This window comes from Pseudoduganella sp. UC29_106 (assembly GCF_044055365.1).
GTDB lineage: Bacteria > Pseudomonadota > Gammaproteobacteria > Burkholderiales > Burkholderiaceae_D > Rugamonas.
In genome coordinates, this window is sequence record NZ_CP171977.1 from 4,566,503 (window position 1) to 4,580,824 (window position 14,322).

The following is a 14,322-nucleotide window of genomic DNA, read 5'->3' on the forward strand; positions in this document are numbered from 1 at the left end:
ATTTTCTGGAGCAAGCCATGCAAATCGGAGCCATCGCGGAAGCTACCGGCATCAGCCGCGACACCCTGCGCTTCTACGAGAAACGGGGCTTGCTTCGCGCACGGCGCAGCAGCAACGGCTACCGCGACTATCCGCCGGAAGCCGTGGAGTGGCTTTGCTATATCCGCACTGCCCAGTCGCTGGGCTTCAGCCTGGCCGAGATCGAGGCCGACCTGCCGCTGCTGTCCGCACCGGACGCCTCGGCCGAAGCGCTGCGCGGCGTGCTGTCCGCCAAGCTCGAAGAAATCGACCGCCGCATCGCCGGCCTGCACGCGCTGCGCGGCGAACTTGCGCGCCGGCTGGACGCGCCGATGGCGGAATGCCCGCTGCGGCCGGAGCCGGACCGTACCTAAGCCAGCGGTGCGTACTGCATTTCGCCATTTCCGAAGGACCAGTCCTCCCGCTGAGATTCTACGAGGCTGATCCAGATATCCTCCTTGCGCAAGCCGGTGGCGGCGTGGATATCGTCCGCTATCCGCCGGTAGAACGCTTTCTTCACATCGGTGGAGCGGCCAGCCACCCAGGTGATCTGGATGATGACGAGGTCCGATGTGTACTGGATTCCCAGGTAGCCCTCCGCCGGATAGACGATTTCGTCCGCCCGGTGCCGGGTGAAGACCTGGAAGCGGTCGCTCTTCGGGACAGAGGCAATGTCCACCATCGCCTTGTAAATGGCATCGCCTACCGCGCGCATGAATTCCTGCGTTGCGTGTGCCGGGACATCGATTTTTGCTAATGGCATGGTGCCTCCCTTATCCGAGCAATTTGAATTCTGCGCTCATTGCCAGGTCGCGTTTGGCGTGCAAGCGGGCATCAGCGGACCGGCGTCCGACACATATTCTGCCAGCGCCGCCGCGTCGCTTACGTTGAATTCGACAATGACGAACGCGGTCATGATTGAAAGCTCATGCTGATTTCAGCAATGCGGCGCCCGAGTCTTGCCGCGGTCTGGAGATCCGACTCCAGCATCGCATCCGCACCCTGATCGGCATTGGCCTGCGCCATCGCCCCGGAAAAACTACCCAGGCGATTCAGGTCGTTCACCGAGCCCTGGCTGTTGTTATTGCCCGGCGGGACATCGAGCCCGACCCAGATCATCGCGTGCTGATTAGCGAAGACCATCATCTGCAGCAGCGAATTAAGCTTGTCGCCGGACTGCGAAGCCGAAGTGGTGAAACCGCCGGCTACCTTGTTCCGCCACGCCTGGCCAAACCAGGCTTTTGCGCTCGTATCCATGAACTGCTTGAACGGGGCGGATACGCTGCCCATATAGGTCGGCGCGCCGAAGATCATGGCGTCAGCGTCGCCCAGCTCCTGCCAGCGCGCGTCATCCAGGGCCTCGACAGAATAGAGCTTCGCCTGCACGCCTTCGATCGCTTGCGCACCGGCGAGCACCGCCTCCGCCTGGCGGGCGGTGTGCCCGTAACCGCTGTGATAAACAATGGCGATCTTCTTCATTTTACGGAGCCCAGGAATTCGTCAATCGTGATGGTCGCGTGGCCAAAGGTCGGATAGGAAATATCCAGCGCGGCGCGGTGCGCGGCCTCGGTGAATTCAGCCACGCCGTCCGAGAGGAAGGTCACATGGAAGCCCGCTTCCAGCGCATGGCGGCCGGTGCCTTCAACGCAGGTGTGCGAGGTCAGGCCCGCGAGCACAACGTGTTCGATGCCGTTGGCCCTCAGCTGCTGCTCAAGATCGGTACCGATGAAGGAGTCGAACATGCGGTGCTGGCTGATGATGACGTCGCCCTCCTGGGGCTTCAGCGGTTCATAGAAATCGGCGCCCCAGCTGCCTTTCCAGAAGACCTGCTTTTCCAGTCCGAACTGGAAGCGCGGATGGACATGGCGAACGTCGTCGAAGCTGTGTTCATCCACGCCGTGCGGCGAATAGAAGACTTTGACGCCGGCAGCGCGGGCGCCCTGCAACAGGTGCTGCAATTTCGATACCAGTTGGGTCTGCTCGACCATTGGCGCGATCATGCCGTGCAGCTTGCCTTCTTCGGCGAGGAAATCGTTCAGCACGTCGACCAGAACGATGGCGGTGGTTTGACTTGGATAAGTGTTCATATTCATCTTTCAGATAATTGCTGGCGGCGAATGCCGCCCGACTGATCCAAGTCTAGGCGATGAAATGGCGTGCTACTATGGTCTGCGTCCGAATTAGATATATTTGAAATTCAAATGAATGACCGCTTCCAGGAGCTGACGGTTTTTGTGCGTGCCGCGACAACCGGCAGTTTTTCCGCGGCCGCGCGCGAGTTGGGCCTGTCGCAGCCATCCGTTTCACGCATCATCTCCGAACTGGAAGACCGCCTCGGCGTGCGGCTTTTGCTGCGCAGTACGCGCAAGGTGGCGCCTACCGACGCGGGCGAATCATTCCTGCAGCATGCAGGCCAGATCCTGGCCGACCTGGAGCGGGCGGACGAGCTGGCGAGGAATATGGACAGCCTTGAGGGCGTATTGCGCGTGGCATCGCCGTCCATTCTCTGCCATCAGCTCCTGATTCCGCAGATTGGCAAGTTCACAGCGCGCCATCCGCGGCTCAAGATGGAGTTCATGACTTCGGACAGCCTGCAAAACCTGGTGGCGGACCGGGTGGACGTCGCGATTCGATTCGGACGTCTGAAAGACTCGGGATTCGTGGCGCGCCAGCTCGCATCGCTGGCGCGAATCCTGGTGGCCTCGCCGGACTATATTGCGGCGCGCGGCATGCCCGAGTCGCCTGAAGCGCTGCTGACGCACGACATCATTGTCGGCCCCCTGACTCCGCAGATCTGGCCCTGGGCATTCACCCGGCAAGACGAAAGTTTCCACGCGCGAATCGAGCCGCGCTTCATGTTCGACTCGGCCGATGGCGCCATCGCGGCCGCCACGGCGGGGCTGGGCATCGCGCCGCGTGGCGACACCGTTCTGCGCGGCCGGACTGAATTCCGGCCGGCTGCAGCAGGTGCTGCCTGATTTCGCGCCGGAACCTGTGGAGGTGCATGCCGTCTATCCCGGCGGCCGAGCAACCTCCACCAAGGTGAAACTGTTCAGCGAATTCCTGAAAGAGCTGCTGGCTCAGTCGCCGTTGTAGGCCTTGCGCAGCGCCGCCAGGTCCATCTTCTGCATCTTCATCATGGCGGCCATCGCGCGCTCGGCCTTGTCCCTGTCCTTGTCGGCGATCATATCGTTGAGCTCATGCGGGAAGACTTGCCAGGCGATGCCGTACTTGTCCTTCAGCCAGCCGCAGTCCCAGGGCATGCCGCCCTCGCTGGTCAGCTTGTCCCAGTAGTAATCGATTTCATCTTGCGAGTCGCAGGGCACCTGCAGCGATATCGCTTCGTTGAACTTGAACATGGGACCGCCGTTCAGCGCCGTATAGGGCTGGCCGTTGATTTCGAAGGCCACCACCAGCACTTCGCCGGCCTTGTGGCCGTGCTGCTCCTTGCCTGCCTCGGTGTAATAGCTGGTCTGCGTGATGCGTGAATTCTTGAAGATCCCGGTGTAGAACTTTGCAGCTTCTTCCGCCTGGCCGTCGAACCACAGGCATGGAGTGATGTCTTTCATGGTCGCCTCCTTCTAAGATGGGTTATGGTAACAACACGACGTGCGGGGGGCGCACAAATCGACAGCGCGCGTAAAATAAATCGCATGGTCATGGCCACCTTCCGCTTCTACGAGGAATTGAACGATTTCCTGCCCCGCCAGCGGCGCAAGGTGGAATTCAGTTGCGACTGCGCGCGCGCCGCCACCACCAAGCACATGATCGAGGCGCTGGGCGTGCCGCATACCGAGGTGGAACTGATCCTCGTGAACGGCGAGTCGGCGGACTTCCACCGCATCCTGCAGGACGGCGACCGGGTAGCCGTCTATCCCAAGTTCGAAACCTTCGACATCACGCCCGAACTGCGCGTGCGCGAACAGCCCCTGCGTGAACTGCGCTTCGTGGCGGACGCCCACCTCGGCGGCTTGGCCCGCCTGCTGCGCATGGCCGGTTTCGACACGATCTACGACAACAATATCCATGACGCCGAGGTCGAGGCGTTGTCCGAACACGAGCACCGGGTTGCGCTCACCCGTGACCGCGAGCTACTGAAGCGTTCAGGCGTCACGCACGGCTGCTATGTGCGGGCTCTGAAACCTGCCCTGCAACTGGCCGAGATTTTCCAGCGCCTGGACCTGTCCCGCAGTGCGAAGCCCTTCACTTTGTGTCTCGCCTGCAACACGCCGCTGCGCCATGTCGACAAGGCGGACGTGCTCGAGCGCCTGCCTCCCTCGGTGCGCGTCGCCCGAACCGAATTCCTCACCTGCGACCACTGCCACGGCGTGTTCTGGAAAGGCTCGCACTGGAAGCGCATGTGCGCCCTCCTCGATCAGATTTCTTAGCGGCAATTCCAAATCAGGTTAAAATGTTGCCATACGGCATCATTTGAGGAGAATTACCGTGCTCGTCATCGTCGGATTCATCGTCGTGGTCGCCTCAGTGCTGGGCGGCTTCGCCCTGCAGGGCGGCCATCTGGCTGCCCTGTTCCAGCCCACGGAACTGCTGATCATCGGCGGCGCAGCCATCGGCGCCTTCTTTGTCGCCAATGACAGGAAGGCCATCAGCGCCACGCTGAACGCCCTGCCTACCCTGTTCCATACTTCGAAGTACACCAAGTCGCTGTACATGGAGCTGATGTCGCTGATGTTTGAGCTGTTGACCAAGGTGCGCAAGGAAGGCTTGATGACCATCGAGAGCGATGTGGACGGCCCCTTCGAGAGCCCGATCTTCACCAAATATCCGCGCATCCTGCATGACTATCATCTGCTTGAATTCATCACCGATTATCTGCGCCTGATGATCTCGGGGAATATGGACGCCTTCCAGATCGAGAACCTGATGGACAACGAGATCGAAACCCATAACGAGGATGCCGAGATCCCGATCCACACCATCCAGCAGATGGCCGAGGCCATGCCGGCTTTCGGCATCGTGGCGGCGGTGGTGGGCGTGGTGCATACAATGGGCTCGGTGGGACTGCCGCCGGCGGAACTGGGCATTCTCATTGCCAGCGCGCTGGTGGGGACGTTCCTCGGAATTTTGATTGCCTACGGCTTTATCGGGCCGCTGGCCAGCCTTCTGAAGCGCAAACACCAGGAGTCGGCCAAGATGTATCAGTGCGTGAAGGTGACGCTGCTGGCCAGCTTGAATGGGTATTCGCCGGCGCTGGCCGTGGAGTTTGGACGGAAGGTGATTTCGGCTTCGGAGCGGCCGTCGTTTAATGAGCTTGATAAGCAGGTGCGGCTCGTTAAAGCGAAGTGAAACCGGGTGATGCTGGTGTCTGCCACGATGTGGCAGACACCTGGTCGGCGGCGCGTGATAGGTGTCTGCCACATCGTGGCAGACACCAGCCTTTCGCGGTTTACGGCCCCGCCGTCAAACCGGCGCAGACGCCGGGCTGCAGAGGGACGGATGCGTCCTTTTGCACCGCCAGGCGCATCCCGCCAATCTCGATCTCGCGCATGCGCGTGGGCACGAGCGCAAACTCTCCCTTGCGCAGCTTTTGCAGCAACGGCTCGCAACCGGCTACGTCGTAAGGCAGGCGCGCCATCACGGACCAGCGACCGCCCTCGCCCTCCGTCAGCACGACGGCGCCGATAAAGCTGGCCTCCCCAACCACCAGCACATCATCGTGCCCATCCCCATCCATATCGACCAGGAAGGTATCGCACACCCGGTCCGGCTTCGTCAGGCACAAAGGCAGGCGCGGCGCCTCGCGGCTCAGGTTCCAGTCGCGCAGGGGAAACGACGAAGGCAGCTTCGCGCCCTCCGGCCACACCTTGAGGTTGGATGCGATATCCACGCCCGGCATGGTGGACAGGTCGCCCGGATATTGCTGCTTCATGATGCGCACCGCCCGTTCGCGGGCCACGTCGCCCGCCGGCCGCGCAGCCAGCTGGCGCAGCGCCGCCTCGCCATAGCGTTCACCACGGAAGCGCAGGAAGTAGTAATCGAACTTGTCCGCCGCGACCTTGCCCTGCTCCAGGCGCGCCATCTGGCTGGACACGGAAATACGCGCCGGGTCCGCGATCGGCGTGAACAGCGCAAACAGCACAGCCAGCACCAGCAAAGCCGCGCAGATATTCACCTCGCGCACCGGTTCCAGCCACGGCCCCTTGCGCAGCGACGCCCAGGCATAACCCACAGCGTAGCAGACGGCCACCAGCAGGCAGGAGGCGCCGATCACCCGGTCCGGCGTCCAGCCATAATCGGCCACGCGCAGGCTGAGGGCGTGGATGCCGAGCGCCGTCAAGGGCAGCAGCAGCACGCAGGACACGCGCGCCGCCAGCCGCACCGTGCGCGCCACACCCGGCGACCCTTCGCCGGTCTGGAACGCCGCATTCACCAGCACCACCAGCACCGCGCTGGTGGACAGCAGAACGGCCGTTGCATGGCGCGTCTTCCACAGCACTTCCAGGCCCGTGAACGGCAAGCTAAGCAGGAATCCCAGCGCCAGCAGCGACGCCACCGGCAGAATCCAGGCCATCAGCACCAGCAGCAGCGTGCGGATGCCGCGCACGATGGCGGGTCGCACGTCCGTCACGTGCATGGCGCAGGAAAAGGCGAAACAGGTCACCGGCACGGAAAACCACGCCTCCTCGATCAGGCGGCGCAGGAAACGCAGCTCCAGCAGCTGGAACAGGGTGGCGCCCAGCCACATCACCAGCCAGTAGCCGCCTACAAAGAAGGCAGAGAACAGCAGCTGGATGAAGACCTTCCACGCCGTCTCGAAATAAGTCGAGTAACGCGCCACCCGCTGCCCATCCTGTGCGCCGGCCAGCACCAGCGTGTGAGCGATGTAGAAAAAGGCCACGCTGAAGACCAGCACGAAGAAGGACGACTGGCGCGGCACGCCCGGCGGCGGCGCCACCATGCGCCACGCGTCATGCAAGCCGAAGACCACGACGACCAGCGCCGCGGCGCCCATCCACTGCCCCAACTGGCGCCGCGACAGGTGGCCCAGGCCCGAAATCAGCACGATAGGTAGGATCAGGGACAGCAGCACCAGGGGGTAAAACAGCAGCGGCTCGGTGGACGGCCAGACCTTGCCGCGCTGGGCGTGGTAAAGGAGATACAGGAGGGCGCCCTGCACCAGCCCAGCGGCCAGGCGCTGCTGGCCTACACGCCGCGTGACGGCAGCGTCGCGCAGCAGCACATTCGGATCGGAAGGCGAAGCAGGCATGGTTCCTCCTCGGCGGTGGAACGATGATAGCGCCTAGTTATTGTTGCAGCAACGCCACTGTTGCGCGAGGCGCTATAATGGATGGTCCCGATTCCCGCAACAGAACCAGACCGGCCGTGAACCCTCATCTCGACAAGCTGCAATCCTATCCGTTTGAAAAGCTGCGCCAGTTGTTTGCGTCCGAGACGCCCAACCCGGCCTATTCCCCAATCAGCCTTGGCATCGGCGAGCCAAAGCACCCTACTCCGGGCTTCATCAAGCAAACCCTGATCGACAACCTGGCCGGCCTGGCCAGCTACCCGACCACCATCGGTTCGGAAGCGCTGCGCACGTCCATCGCCGGCTGGCTGGAGCGCCGCTACGGCATCCCGGCCCTCGACCCGGCCACCCAGGTGCTGCCGGTGAGCGGCTCGCGCGAAGCCCTGTTTGCGCTGGCGCAAACGGTGATCGCGCCGGATACGGGCGCGCTGGTGGTGAGCCCGAACCCGTTCTACCAGATCTATGAAGGCGCCGCCTACCTGGCGGGCGCCGAGCCGTACTTCGTCAATTCCGACCCGGCGCGCAATTTCGCGCCGGATTTCGACAGCGTGCCGGAAGAAGTCTGGCAGCGCGTGCGCCTGCTCTACGTCTGCTCGCCGGGCAATCCGACCGGCGCCGTGCTCACGCTGACGGATTGGGAGCAGCTGTTTGCCCTGTCCGAGCGCTACGGCTTCATCATCGCCGCCGACGAGTGCTATTCCGAGATCTACTTCGGCGCCGAGCCGCCGCTGGGCGCCATGGAAGCGGTCCACAAGCTGGGCCTGAACACCGTGGGCAAGCCGTATGAACGCCTGATCGTGTTCTCCAGCCTCTCCAAACGCTCCAACGTGCCGGGCATGCGCTCGGGCTTCGTGGCCGGCGACGCGGACGTGCTGAAAAAATTCCTGTTGTACCGCACCTACCACGGCAGCGCCATGAGCCCCGCCGTGCAGGCTGCGTCGGCAGCGGCCTGGAACGACGAAACCCATGTCGAAGCCAACCGCGCCGAATACCGCGCCAAGTTCGCCGCCATCACGCCCCTGATCCAGGAGGTGCTGGACGTGGCGCTGCCCGACGCGGCTTTCTACCTGTGGGCCGACGTGTCGCGCACCGGGCTGTCGGATACGGAATTCGCCCGCCGCCTGTACGCCGAATATAATGTGACCGTCCTGCCGGGATCTTTCCTGGCGCGCGACGCCCACGGCATCAACCCTGGCCGCAACCGCATCCGCATGGCGCTGGTTGCCGAAGCGGCGGAAGGGCTGGAAGCGGCGCGCCGCATTGTCCAATTTTGCAAAAACCTGAACCAGTAAAGACCACCATGAGCATCCAGCAAATCATCGAAACCGCGTGGGACAACCGCGCTGAACTGAACCCGTCCAACGCCTCGGCCGAGATTCGCGACGCCGTCAGCCACGTGCTGGCAGGCCTGGACAACGGTTCCCTGCGCGTGGCGCAGAAGGAAAACGGCGCCTGGATCGTGAACCAGTGGATCAAGAAGGCCGTGCTGCTGTCGTTCCGCCTGGAGAACAACGTGGCCATGCCGTCCGACGGCACCATGCAGTTCTACGACAAGGTACCGACCAAGTTCGCCAACTACACGCCTGAAGATTTCGCCAAGGGCGGCTTCCGCGTGGTGCCGCCGGCCGTTGCCCGCCGCGGCTCCTTCATCGCCAAGAACGTGGTGCTGATGCCGTCCTACGTGAACATCGGCGCCTACGTTGACGAAGGCGCGATGGTCGACACCTGGGCCACCGTGGGTTCCTGCGCACAGATCGGCAAGAACGTGCACCTGTCCGGCGGCGTTGGCATCGGCGGCGTGCTGGAGCCGATGCAGGCCAACCCGACCATCATCGAAGACAATTGCTTCATCGGCGCCCGTTCCGAAATCGTGGAAGGCGTGATCGTGGAAGAGAACTCGGTGATTTCGATGGGCGTGTATATCGGCCAGTCGACCAAGATCTATGACCGCGCTACCGGCGAAGTGTCCTACGGCCGCATCCCTTCCGGCTCCGTGGTCGTTTCCGGCTCGCTGCCTTCGGCCGATGGCAAGTACAGCCTGTATTGCGCTGTGATCGTGAAGCGCGTGGATGCACAGACCCGCGCCAAGACCGGCATCAACGAACTGCTGCGCGGCGTTTAAAAACCCACGGCAGAAAACAAGTGTCTGCCACGATGTGGCAGACACTAGATTTATGCCTCTGGTTTAAAAAGGAGAACGACACGTATGGCAATGGACCGCCTGTTCCAGCTGATGAAAGAAAAGAACGCCTCGGACATGTTCTTCGCCGTGGGTTCTCCCGTCCACCTCAAGATCAACGGGCTGCTGATTCCGATCAATCAGCAAAAACTTGAACCGGACAATCTGCGCGCCCTGCTGGCCGAAGTCTGCTCTCCCGAGCAGATGGCCGAGCTGGACGAGACCAATGAACTGAACATGGGCATCGGCGTCCCGAACCTGGGACGCTTCCGTTTGTCCGCATTCCGCCAGCGCGGCACGATATCGGCGGTGTTCCGCTTCGTCCCCGCCAGCATCCCGCCGCTGAACGAGCTGCAACTGCCGCCAGTGCTGGCAGACCTGATCATGGAAAAGCGCGGCCTGGTGCTGCTGGTCGGCGCGACCGGCTCCGGCAAGTCCACCACGATCGCGGCCATGCTCGATCACCGCAACGAACTACGCTCGGGTCATATCCTCACGCTCGAGGACCCGATCGAATATCTGTTCAAGAACAAGAAAGTCCATCGTCAACCAGCGCGAAATCGGCGCCGACGCCAAGGACTTCTACACCGCGCTGCGCAACTCCATGCGCCAGGCGCCGGACTGCATCCTGATCGGCGAAATCCGCGACAAGGAAACCATGGCCGCGGCGCTGGCCTACGCGCAGTCGGGCCACCTCGTGCTGGCGACGCTGCACGCCAATAACTCCTACAACGCGCTGAACCGCATCATCTCCTTCTATCCGATCGAGAACCGCCCGGCACTGCTGCAGGACTTGTCCTCGACGATCAAGGCCATCGTCTCCCAGCGCCTGATCCGCTCCGCCGGCGGCGGCACGCGCACGCCCGCGGTCGAAGTGATGGTCAACACGCGCTACATCGCGGAATTGGTCGAAAAAGGCGAGATCTCGCAGATCAAGGAAGCGCTGGAAAAATCGCTGTCGCCCGGCTCCCAGTCCTTCGAGCAGGCGCTGTACCGCCTGGTGCAGGAAGGCCTGATTTCGCAGGAAGAAGCGCTCGCCAACGCCGACTCGGCCACCAACCTGCTCTGGCTCCTGAACCACGGTCTCGAAGCCAAGCCCACCGACGAAGAAACCCCGGCGGCCGCGGCCGAAACGTCCTTCACCGAGTTCACCCTCAATACCTGACGGCCCACAAAGCCGCCGACGCGTCCCCGGGCTAAAACGTAGCATCGCGCTACGTTCGGGGACGCCGCATGCCCACCGACCACCTCAACCTGCTCGCCTCCTGGGCCTCGATCATCTCCCTGGTCGTGTCCACCATTTCGCTGCTCTACTTGCGCAGCATCAAAGCGAACATCATCAAATTCCGCCGAAAGGTGCGTTTGCGCAAACTTATCAGTGAAGTCGACCATTCATGGTGCACTGGCACTTCCGCATCGAGAGAACTCGAAAGCAAGCTGGCCTCGCTCCAAAGGAACCTTCCAATTTATCCGTGGTCGAAGTTTACTGCGCGGGACAAAGTCCTGATTGAAGTGCATCGTCTGATCGAAGCAAAGGACCTGGACGGACTTCGCGAAGCACTGAAAGATCTCAAAACTTTCTGGGAGGAAGCATGAATCCCTATCTGAAACTATACGATGAAGTAATGGGCCAATCACGTGATGGAACACTTCATTGGCGCCAGATCGGCCGAGGAGACAATGCGGACATTATTCTGGATTCGCTCAGCGTCGTGAGACAGTTCGAAACAGCGTTTCAACGCTACGGGATCAATTACAAGCTCCTGTGCGTGGAAAAGCGCCTCTATGTTGAGGAAGATCTGTTTTTGGGAACCGAAGAATCGGTAGGTGAACTATTGGTAGTACGTGACGGCGAACTTGTGGATCGGCTCGCAGAGCCATCGCTTGGCTGGTATCGCCTGCAATGCATGGCCAACGAAATAGCACTATTGGCGGACAAAGCGTCTCGACTCTATGAAGCCCCCGCCGAGCCCACCTTACCCTGATGTATGATTGGCATTCCAGCCACATCCAACGGAATGCCGCCATGTCGACCGCCCTGCCGATTGCAAAGGACACCGCCGCGAAGCCGGCGCAAACGCTCGAACTGCTGTCCAACCTGGTCAACCGCCACGGGTGCATCACAGGCGCCACAGGCACCGGCAAAACGGTCACGCTGCAGACCATCGCGCAATCGCTGTCCAACATCGGCGTTCCCGTGTTCATGGCTGACATAAAGGGCGACCTCTCCGGGCTCGCCAAACCGGGCGCTCTGTCGGACAAGATGGCCAAGCGGTTGGAAGCCATAGGCGAGGCGGCACCCCAATGGTCCGCCAGCCCCACCACCTTCTGGGACGTCTTCGGCGAAAACGGCCACCCGGTGCGCGCCACGATCTCCGACCTCGGCCCGCTGCTGCTGGCCCGTATGCTGAACCTGAACGACACGCAGGAAGGCGTGCTGCAACTGGTCTTCAAGATCGCCGACGACAACGGCCTGCTCCTGCTCGACACCAAGGACCTGCGCGCCATGCTGCAGCACGTGGGCGACAACGCCGCCGACTACAAGACCAGCTACGGCAACATCTCGGCCGCGTCCATCGGCGCCATCCAGCGCGGCCTGCTGACCATCGAGGAGCAAGGCGGCGACCAATTCTTCGGCGAGCCGATGCTGAACATCGATGACCTGATCCAGACTGACGCTCAGGGCAAAGGCGTCGTCAACATCCTCGCTGCGGACAAGCTGATGAACGCGCCCCGCATCTACGCGGTGTTCCTGCTATGGATGCTGTCCGAGCTGTTCGAAAATCTGCCCGAAGTCGGCGACCTCGATAAGCCCAAGCTGGTGTTCTTCTTCGACGAAGCCCATCTGCTGTTTGCCGAAGCACCCAAGGCCTTGCTGCAAAAGATCGAACAGGTCGTGCGCCTGATCCGCTCCAAGGGCGTGGGCGTCTTTTTCATCACCCAGAATCCCCTGGATATTCCGGATACGGTGCTCGGACAGTTGGGCAACCGCGTCCAGCACGCGCTGCGCGCCTATACGCCGCGCGACCAGAAAGCCGTAAAGGCCGCCGCCGAAACTTTCCGGCCCGATCCCAAGCTGGATATCGGACAGGTGATCACCGAGCTTGGCGTGGGCGAAGCGCTGGTGTCCTTCCTTGACGAGAAAGGCACGCCGCGCATGGTCGAACGCGCCTTCATTCTGCCGCCGGCCTCGCAGATTGGCCCGATTTCGCCGGACGAGCGCAAAGCCGCGATGTCCCGCTCCGTGGTCGCGGGCGTCTATGATAAAGCTGTGGACCGCGAATCCGCCTACGAAAAGCTGACGCAGCGTACCGCGTCCAACGCCCGCCCCGCTGACGATGAGCCTCCCGCCTCTCCCCGCACCGGCGCCGGGCGTCCCCCTGCTCCGGCTTCCGCCGACGCGCCATCCGAAGGCGGCGGCATGTTCGGCGATGTCCTTGGCGGCATCTTCGGCAAGCCCGGCAAGCGCGATACCGCCGTCCAGGCCATGGTCAAATCCGCCGCCCGCAGCATTGGCTCGCAGGTCGGCCGCGAAATCATCCGCGGGGTGCTCGGCTCCATCCTCAAGCGCCGCTGATTTTCCGGCACGGGTGACAATGTGTGAACCTTAATGGTGTCCGGGTGACATATAGTTGCCACATGAAAACTTTGCTGCCCTTAATGCTGGCCCTCGCCACGCTTCCCGTCCACGCCCAGGTCTACAAGTGGACCGATGCCAACGGAAAAGTCCAATACTCGGACCGACCTCAGGACGGCGCCAGCGCCCGTGAACTGGCGCCTGCGCGTCCACAGGCCGCTCCATCGCCTGGCAGCGACAACTGGCGCGACCGCGAGCGCATTTCCCGCGAAAACCGCGTCCACCAGGCCGAAGCCGAGCGCCGACTGGCCTCCGCCGAGGACGCAGCCCGGTCAAAACAAGAGCCGTTCAACCCCAGTGCCAACCGTTCAAACAGACCGCTAAGCGACGAGGAAATGTGCACCCGCGACCGGCAGCAGATCGAATTTGCCGAAAAAACCCCAAACCTGGCAATCGGCCACGGCAATAACGCGCCGCAGCAACTGACCGAGGCGCAGCGCCAGGAAGTCATCCGCGAGCGCAAGGCGAACCATGCGCTGGCGTGTGCGTCCGCGCGTCGCCGCTAAGCGCCGCGGCGACCTCTGCGGCCAACATCAAGGGCCGGGATTCGGGTTGTCGGGGAGCGAGGGGATCGAACGCAGGTATTCGTAGATCGCGCTCAAGTCGCGGTCGGTTTTCTTGCCAATGGCCGGCCAGGGCATAATCTGCAGGATTTCACCGGCGGGGTCATTCGGATTGTGTCCGGTGCGTAGCGTCTGGATGAACTGGGCCCGTGTGAGGCCGGCTGGATTGCCGGCATTATCCGGCGTTATGTTCGCTGACGTGATGACCGGACCGAACTTGCGGCCGCCGGACAGATACACCGTTGAATCGATCATCTCGGGTTCGCCTTTGAAGGGATTGCCGCCCGGCGCGTAGGCCGGATGACTGTGACATTCGATGCAGCCGCTGGTATTGACAATGTAGCTGCCCAAACCGACCAGGGCCCGGTTCTTGCCCATCAAATCCAGCTTGACGCCCTTCGGGACCAGCTCGAATCCGTGTTGCACGTAGCTATTGCTCCCGCCATCGTCGTCCCTGTCCTCCCGGTCGCCCTTGTCTCCGGCAAACGCGGACAAGGCGGCGGTAGCCACCACAGCCGCAATCACCCAGGCACCGCGGCGCAGCATCAATGAAGTGTTCATATGCTCGTTCCTTTTTGTTAGAGTTAGCGTTTGAATAACGGCGCGCTAAGTCAGTATAGAAAGAGGAACTGTCTACGCAAGGTGCGATTGCCCTTAC

At 62.1% G+C, this 14,322-nt stretch carries 17 protein-coding genes and 1 pseudogene; 12 read left to right on the top strand and 6 right to left on the bottom strand.

Translation table 11 applies throughout. The features are described from left to right. Positions 1 to 17: 17 nt before the first annotated feature. Positions 18 to 392 carry a MerR family transcriptional regulator gene (locus ACHMW6_RS22795; RefSeq protein ID WP_395400154.1) on the top strand — a complete coding sequence of 125 codons (375 nt, stop codon included), beginning with the start codon at positions 18 to 20 and terminating at the stop codon, positions 390 to 392. On the opposite strand, the gene ACHMW6_RS22800 is transcribed toward ACHMW6_RS22795, so the two are convergent. The 3 genes from ACHMW6_RS22800 to ACHMW6_RS22810 form a co-directional block, all read right to left on the bottom strand. Continuing rightward, entirely contained in the window at positions 389 to 781 is a 393-nt protein-coding gene (locus ACHMW6_RS22800; protein ID WP_395400156.1) for a tautomerase family protein, read from the bottom strand. The genes ACHMW6_RS22795 and ACHMW6_RS22800 overlap by 4 nt on opposite strands. 149 nt (positions 782 to 930) lie before the next feature. Continuing rightward, complete coding sequence (locus ACHMW6_RS22805; protein ID WP_395400158.1) at positions 931 to 1,497, bottom strand: flavodoxin family protein; 567 nt, start codon at positions 1,495 to 1,497, stop codon at positions 931 to 933. Continuing rightward, the gene (locus ACHMW6_RS22810; RefSeq protein WP_395400160.1) at positions 1,494 to 2,105 is read right to left on the bottom strand and encodes an isochorismatase family cysteine hydrolase; all 612 of its coding nucleotides are present in this window, start codon (positions 2,103 to 2,105) and stop codon (positions 1,494 to 1,496) included. Before ACHMW6_RS22810 ends, ACHMW6_RS22805 begins: the two co-directional genes overlap by 4 nt. A 114-nt stretch (positions 2,106 to 2,219) precedes the next feature. Here ACHMW6_RS22810 and ACHMW6_RS22815 point away from each other — a divergent pair, with 114 nt between their 5' ends. Then, complete coding sequence (locus tag ACHMW6_RS22815) at positions 2,220 to 2,996, top strand: LysR family transcriptional regulator (RefSeq protein WP_395400162.1); 777 nt, start codon at positions 2,220 to 2,222, stop codon at positions 2,994 to 2,996. Beyond that, positions 2,986 to 3,114 carry a hypothetical protein gene (locus ACHMW6_RS22820; protein WP_395400164.1) on the top strand — a complete coding sequence of 43 codons (129 nt, stop codon included), beginning with the start codon at positions 2,986 to 2,988 and terminating at the stop codon, positions 3,112 to 3,114. The genes ACHMW6_RS22815 and ACHMW6_RS22820 overlap by 11 nt, the downstream gene beginning before the upstream one ends. On the opposite strand, the gene ACHMW6_RS22825 is transcribed toward ACHMW6_RS22820, so the two are convergent. After that, on the bottom strand, positions 3,099 to 3,587 hold the full coding sequence (locus ACHMW6_RS22825; protein ID WP_395400166.1) for a VOC family protein: 489 nt from the start codon (positions 3,585 to 3,587) through the stop codon (positions 3,099 to 3,101). The two genes, ACHMW6_RS22820 and ACHMW6_RS22825, sit on opposite strands and share 16 nt — an antisense overlap. Before the next feature lie 84 nt (positions 3,588 to 3,671). Between ACHMW6_RS22825 and ACHMW6_RS22830 the strand changes: the two genes are divergently transcribed. Together ACHMW6_RS22830 and motA are read left to right on the top strand one after the other, a co-directional pair. Further along, positions 3,672 to 4,406, top strand: coding sequence for a Mut7-C RNAse domain-containing protein (locus ACHMW6_RS22830; RefSeq protein WP_395400168.1), 735 nt, complete (start codon positions 3,672 to 3,674; stop codon positions 4,404 to 4,406). A 58-nt stretch (positions 4,407 to 4,464) separates the two neighbouring features. Further along, positions 4,465 to 5,325, top strand: a complete 861-nt coding sequence (gene motA, locus ACHMW6_RS22835) for a flagellar motor stator protein MotA (protein WP_395400170.1) — start codon at positions 4,465 to 4,467, stop codon at positions 5,323 to 5,325. Between the two features lie 100 nt (positions 5,326 to 5,425). On the opposite strand, the gene ACHMW6_RS22840 is transcribed toward motA, so the two are convergent. Next, positions 5,426 to 7,246: a DUF4153 domain-containing protein gene (locus ACHMW6_RS22840; protein ID WP_395400172.1), complete on the bottom strand. Its 1,821-nt coding sequence runs from the start codon at positions 7,244 to 7,246 to the stop codon at positions 5,426 to 5,428. Between the two features lie 116 nt (positions 7,247 to 7,362). Here ACHMW6_RS22840 and dapC point away from each other — a divergent pair, with 116 nt between their 5' ends. The 7 genes and pseudogenes from dapC to ACHMW6_RS22875 all read left to right on the top strand — a co-directional run bounded on the left by dapC (position 7,363) and on the right by ACHMW6_RS22875 (position 13,607). Continuing rightward, entirely contained in the window at positions 7,363 to 8,577 is a 1,215-nt protein-coding gene (gene dapC, locus ACHMW6_RS22845) for a succinyldiaminopimelate transaminase (protein ID WP_395400174.1), read from the top strand. Positions 8,578 to 8,585: 8 nt separating this feature from the next. Next, positions 8,586 to 9,407 carry a 2,3,4,5-tetrahydropyridine-2,6-dicarboxylate N-succinyltransferase gene (gene dapD, locus ACHMW6_RS22850; protein ID WP_395400176.1) on the top strand — a complete coding sequence of 274 codons (822 nt, stop codon included), beginning with the start codon at positions 8,586 to 8,588 and terminating at the stop codon, positions 9,405 to 9,407. An 84-nt stretch (positions 9,408 to 9,491) separates the two neighbouring features. Further along, positions 9,492 to 10,629: pseudogene (locus tag ACHMW6_RS22855) on the top strand (PilT/PilU family type 4a pilus ATPase). A gap of 68 nt (positions 10,630 to 10,697) precedes the next feature. Beyond that, positions 10,698 to 11,060: a hypothetical protein gene (locus ACHMW6_RS22860; protein WP_395400178.1), complete on the top strand. Its 363-nt coding sequence runs from the start codon at positions 10,698 to 10,700 to the stop codon at positions 11,058 to 11,060. Continuing rightward, complete coding sequence (locus ACHMW6_RS22865; RefSeq protein ID WP_395400180.1) at positions 11,057 to 11,449, top strand: hypothetical protein; 393 nt, start codon at positions 11,057 to 11,059, stop codon at positions 11,447 to 11,449. Before ACHMW6_RS22860 ends, ACHMW6_RS22865 begins: the two co-directional genes overlap by 4 nt. 41 nt (positions 11,450 to 11,490) lie before the next feature. Further along, positions 11,491 to 13,041, top strand: a complete 1,551-nt coding sequence (locus ACHMW6_RS22870; RefSeq protein ID WP_395400182.1) for a helicase HerA-like C-terminal domain-containing protein — start codon at positions 11,491 to 11,493, stop codon at positions 13,039 to 13,041. 83 nt (positions 13,042 to 13,124) lie between these two features. Further along, on the top strand, positions 13,125 to 13,607 hold the full coding sequence (locus ACHMW6_RS22875; RefSeq protein WP_395400184.1) for a DUF4124 domain-containing protein: 483 nt from the start codon (positions 13,125 to 13,127) through the stop codon (positions 13,605 to 13,607). A gap of 27 nt (positions 13,608 to 13,634) precedes the next feature. Here ACHMW6_RS22875 and ACHMW6_RS22880 read toward each other — a convergent pair whose 3' ends face one another. Beyond that, positions 13,635 to 14,225, bottom strand: a complete 591-nt coding sequence (locus ACHMW6_RS22880; RefSeq protein ID WP_395400186.1) for a hypothetical protein — start codon at positions 14,223 to 14,225, stop codon at positions 13,635 to 13,637. Between the last annotated feature and the right edge of the window lie 97 nt (positions 14,226 to 14,322).

Coding starts and splice junctions, on each gene's coding strand:
- ACHMW6_RS22810 (WP_395400160.1), bottom strand. CDS start 2,105: ATGAACACTTATCCAAGTCAAACCACCGCCATCGTTCTGGTCGACGTG.
- ACHMW6_RS22805 (WP_395400158.1), bottom strand. CDS start 1,497: ATGAAGAAGATCGCCATTGTTTATCACAGCGGTTACGGGCACACCGCC.
- ACHMW6_RS22865 (WP_395400180.1), top strand. CDS start 11,057: ATGAATCCCTATCTGAAACTATACGATGAAGTAATGGGCCAATCACGT.
- ACHMW6_RS22800 (WP_395400156.1), bottom strand. CDS start 781: ATGCCATTAGCAAAAATCGATGTCCCGGCACACGCAACGCAGGAATTC.
- ACHMW6_RS22825 (WP_395400166.1), bottom strand. CDS start 3,587: ATGAAAGACATCACTCCATGCCTGTGGTTCGACGGCCAGGCGGAAGAA.
- ACHMW6_RS22795 (WP_395400154.1), top strand. CDS start 18: ATGCAAATCGGAGCCATCGCGGAAGCTACCGGCATCAGCCGCGACACC.
- ACHMW6_RS22875 (WP_395400184.1), top strand. CDS start 13,125: ATGCTGGCCCTCGCCACGCTTCCCGTCCACGCCCAGGTCTACAAGTGG.
- dapD (WP_395400176.1), top strand. CDS start 8,586: ATGAGCATCCAGCAAATCATCGAAACCGCGTGGGACAACCGCGCTGAA.
- ACHMW6_RS22860 (WP_395400178.1), top strand. CDS start 10,698: ATGCCCACCGACCACCTCAACCTGCTCGCCTCCTGGGCCTCGATCATC.
- ACHMW6_RS22870 (WP_395400182.1), top strand. CDS start 11,491: ATGTCGACCGCCCTGCCGATTGCAAAGGACACCGCCGCGAAGCCGGCG.
- ACHMW6_RS22840 (WP_395400172.1), bottom strand. CDS start 7,246: ATGCCTGCTTCGCCTTCCGATCCGAATGTGCTGCTGCGCGACGCTGCC.
- ACHMW6_RS22815 (WP_395400162.1), top strand. CDS start 2,220: ATGAATGACCGCTTCCAGGAGCTGACGGTTTTTGTGCGTGCCGCGACA.
- ACHMW6_RS22880 (WP_395400186.1), bottom strand. CDS start 14,225: ATGAACACTTCATTGATGCTGCGCCGCGGTGCCTGGGTGATTGCGGCT.
- ACHMW6_RS22830 (WP_395400168.1), top strand. CDS start 3,672: ATGGTCATGGCCACCTTCCGCTTCTACGAGGAATTGAACGATTTCCTG.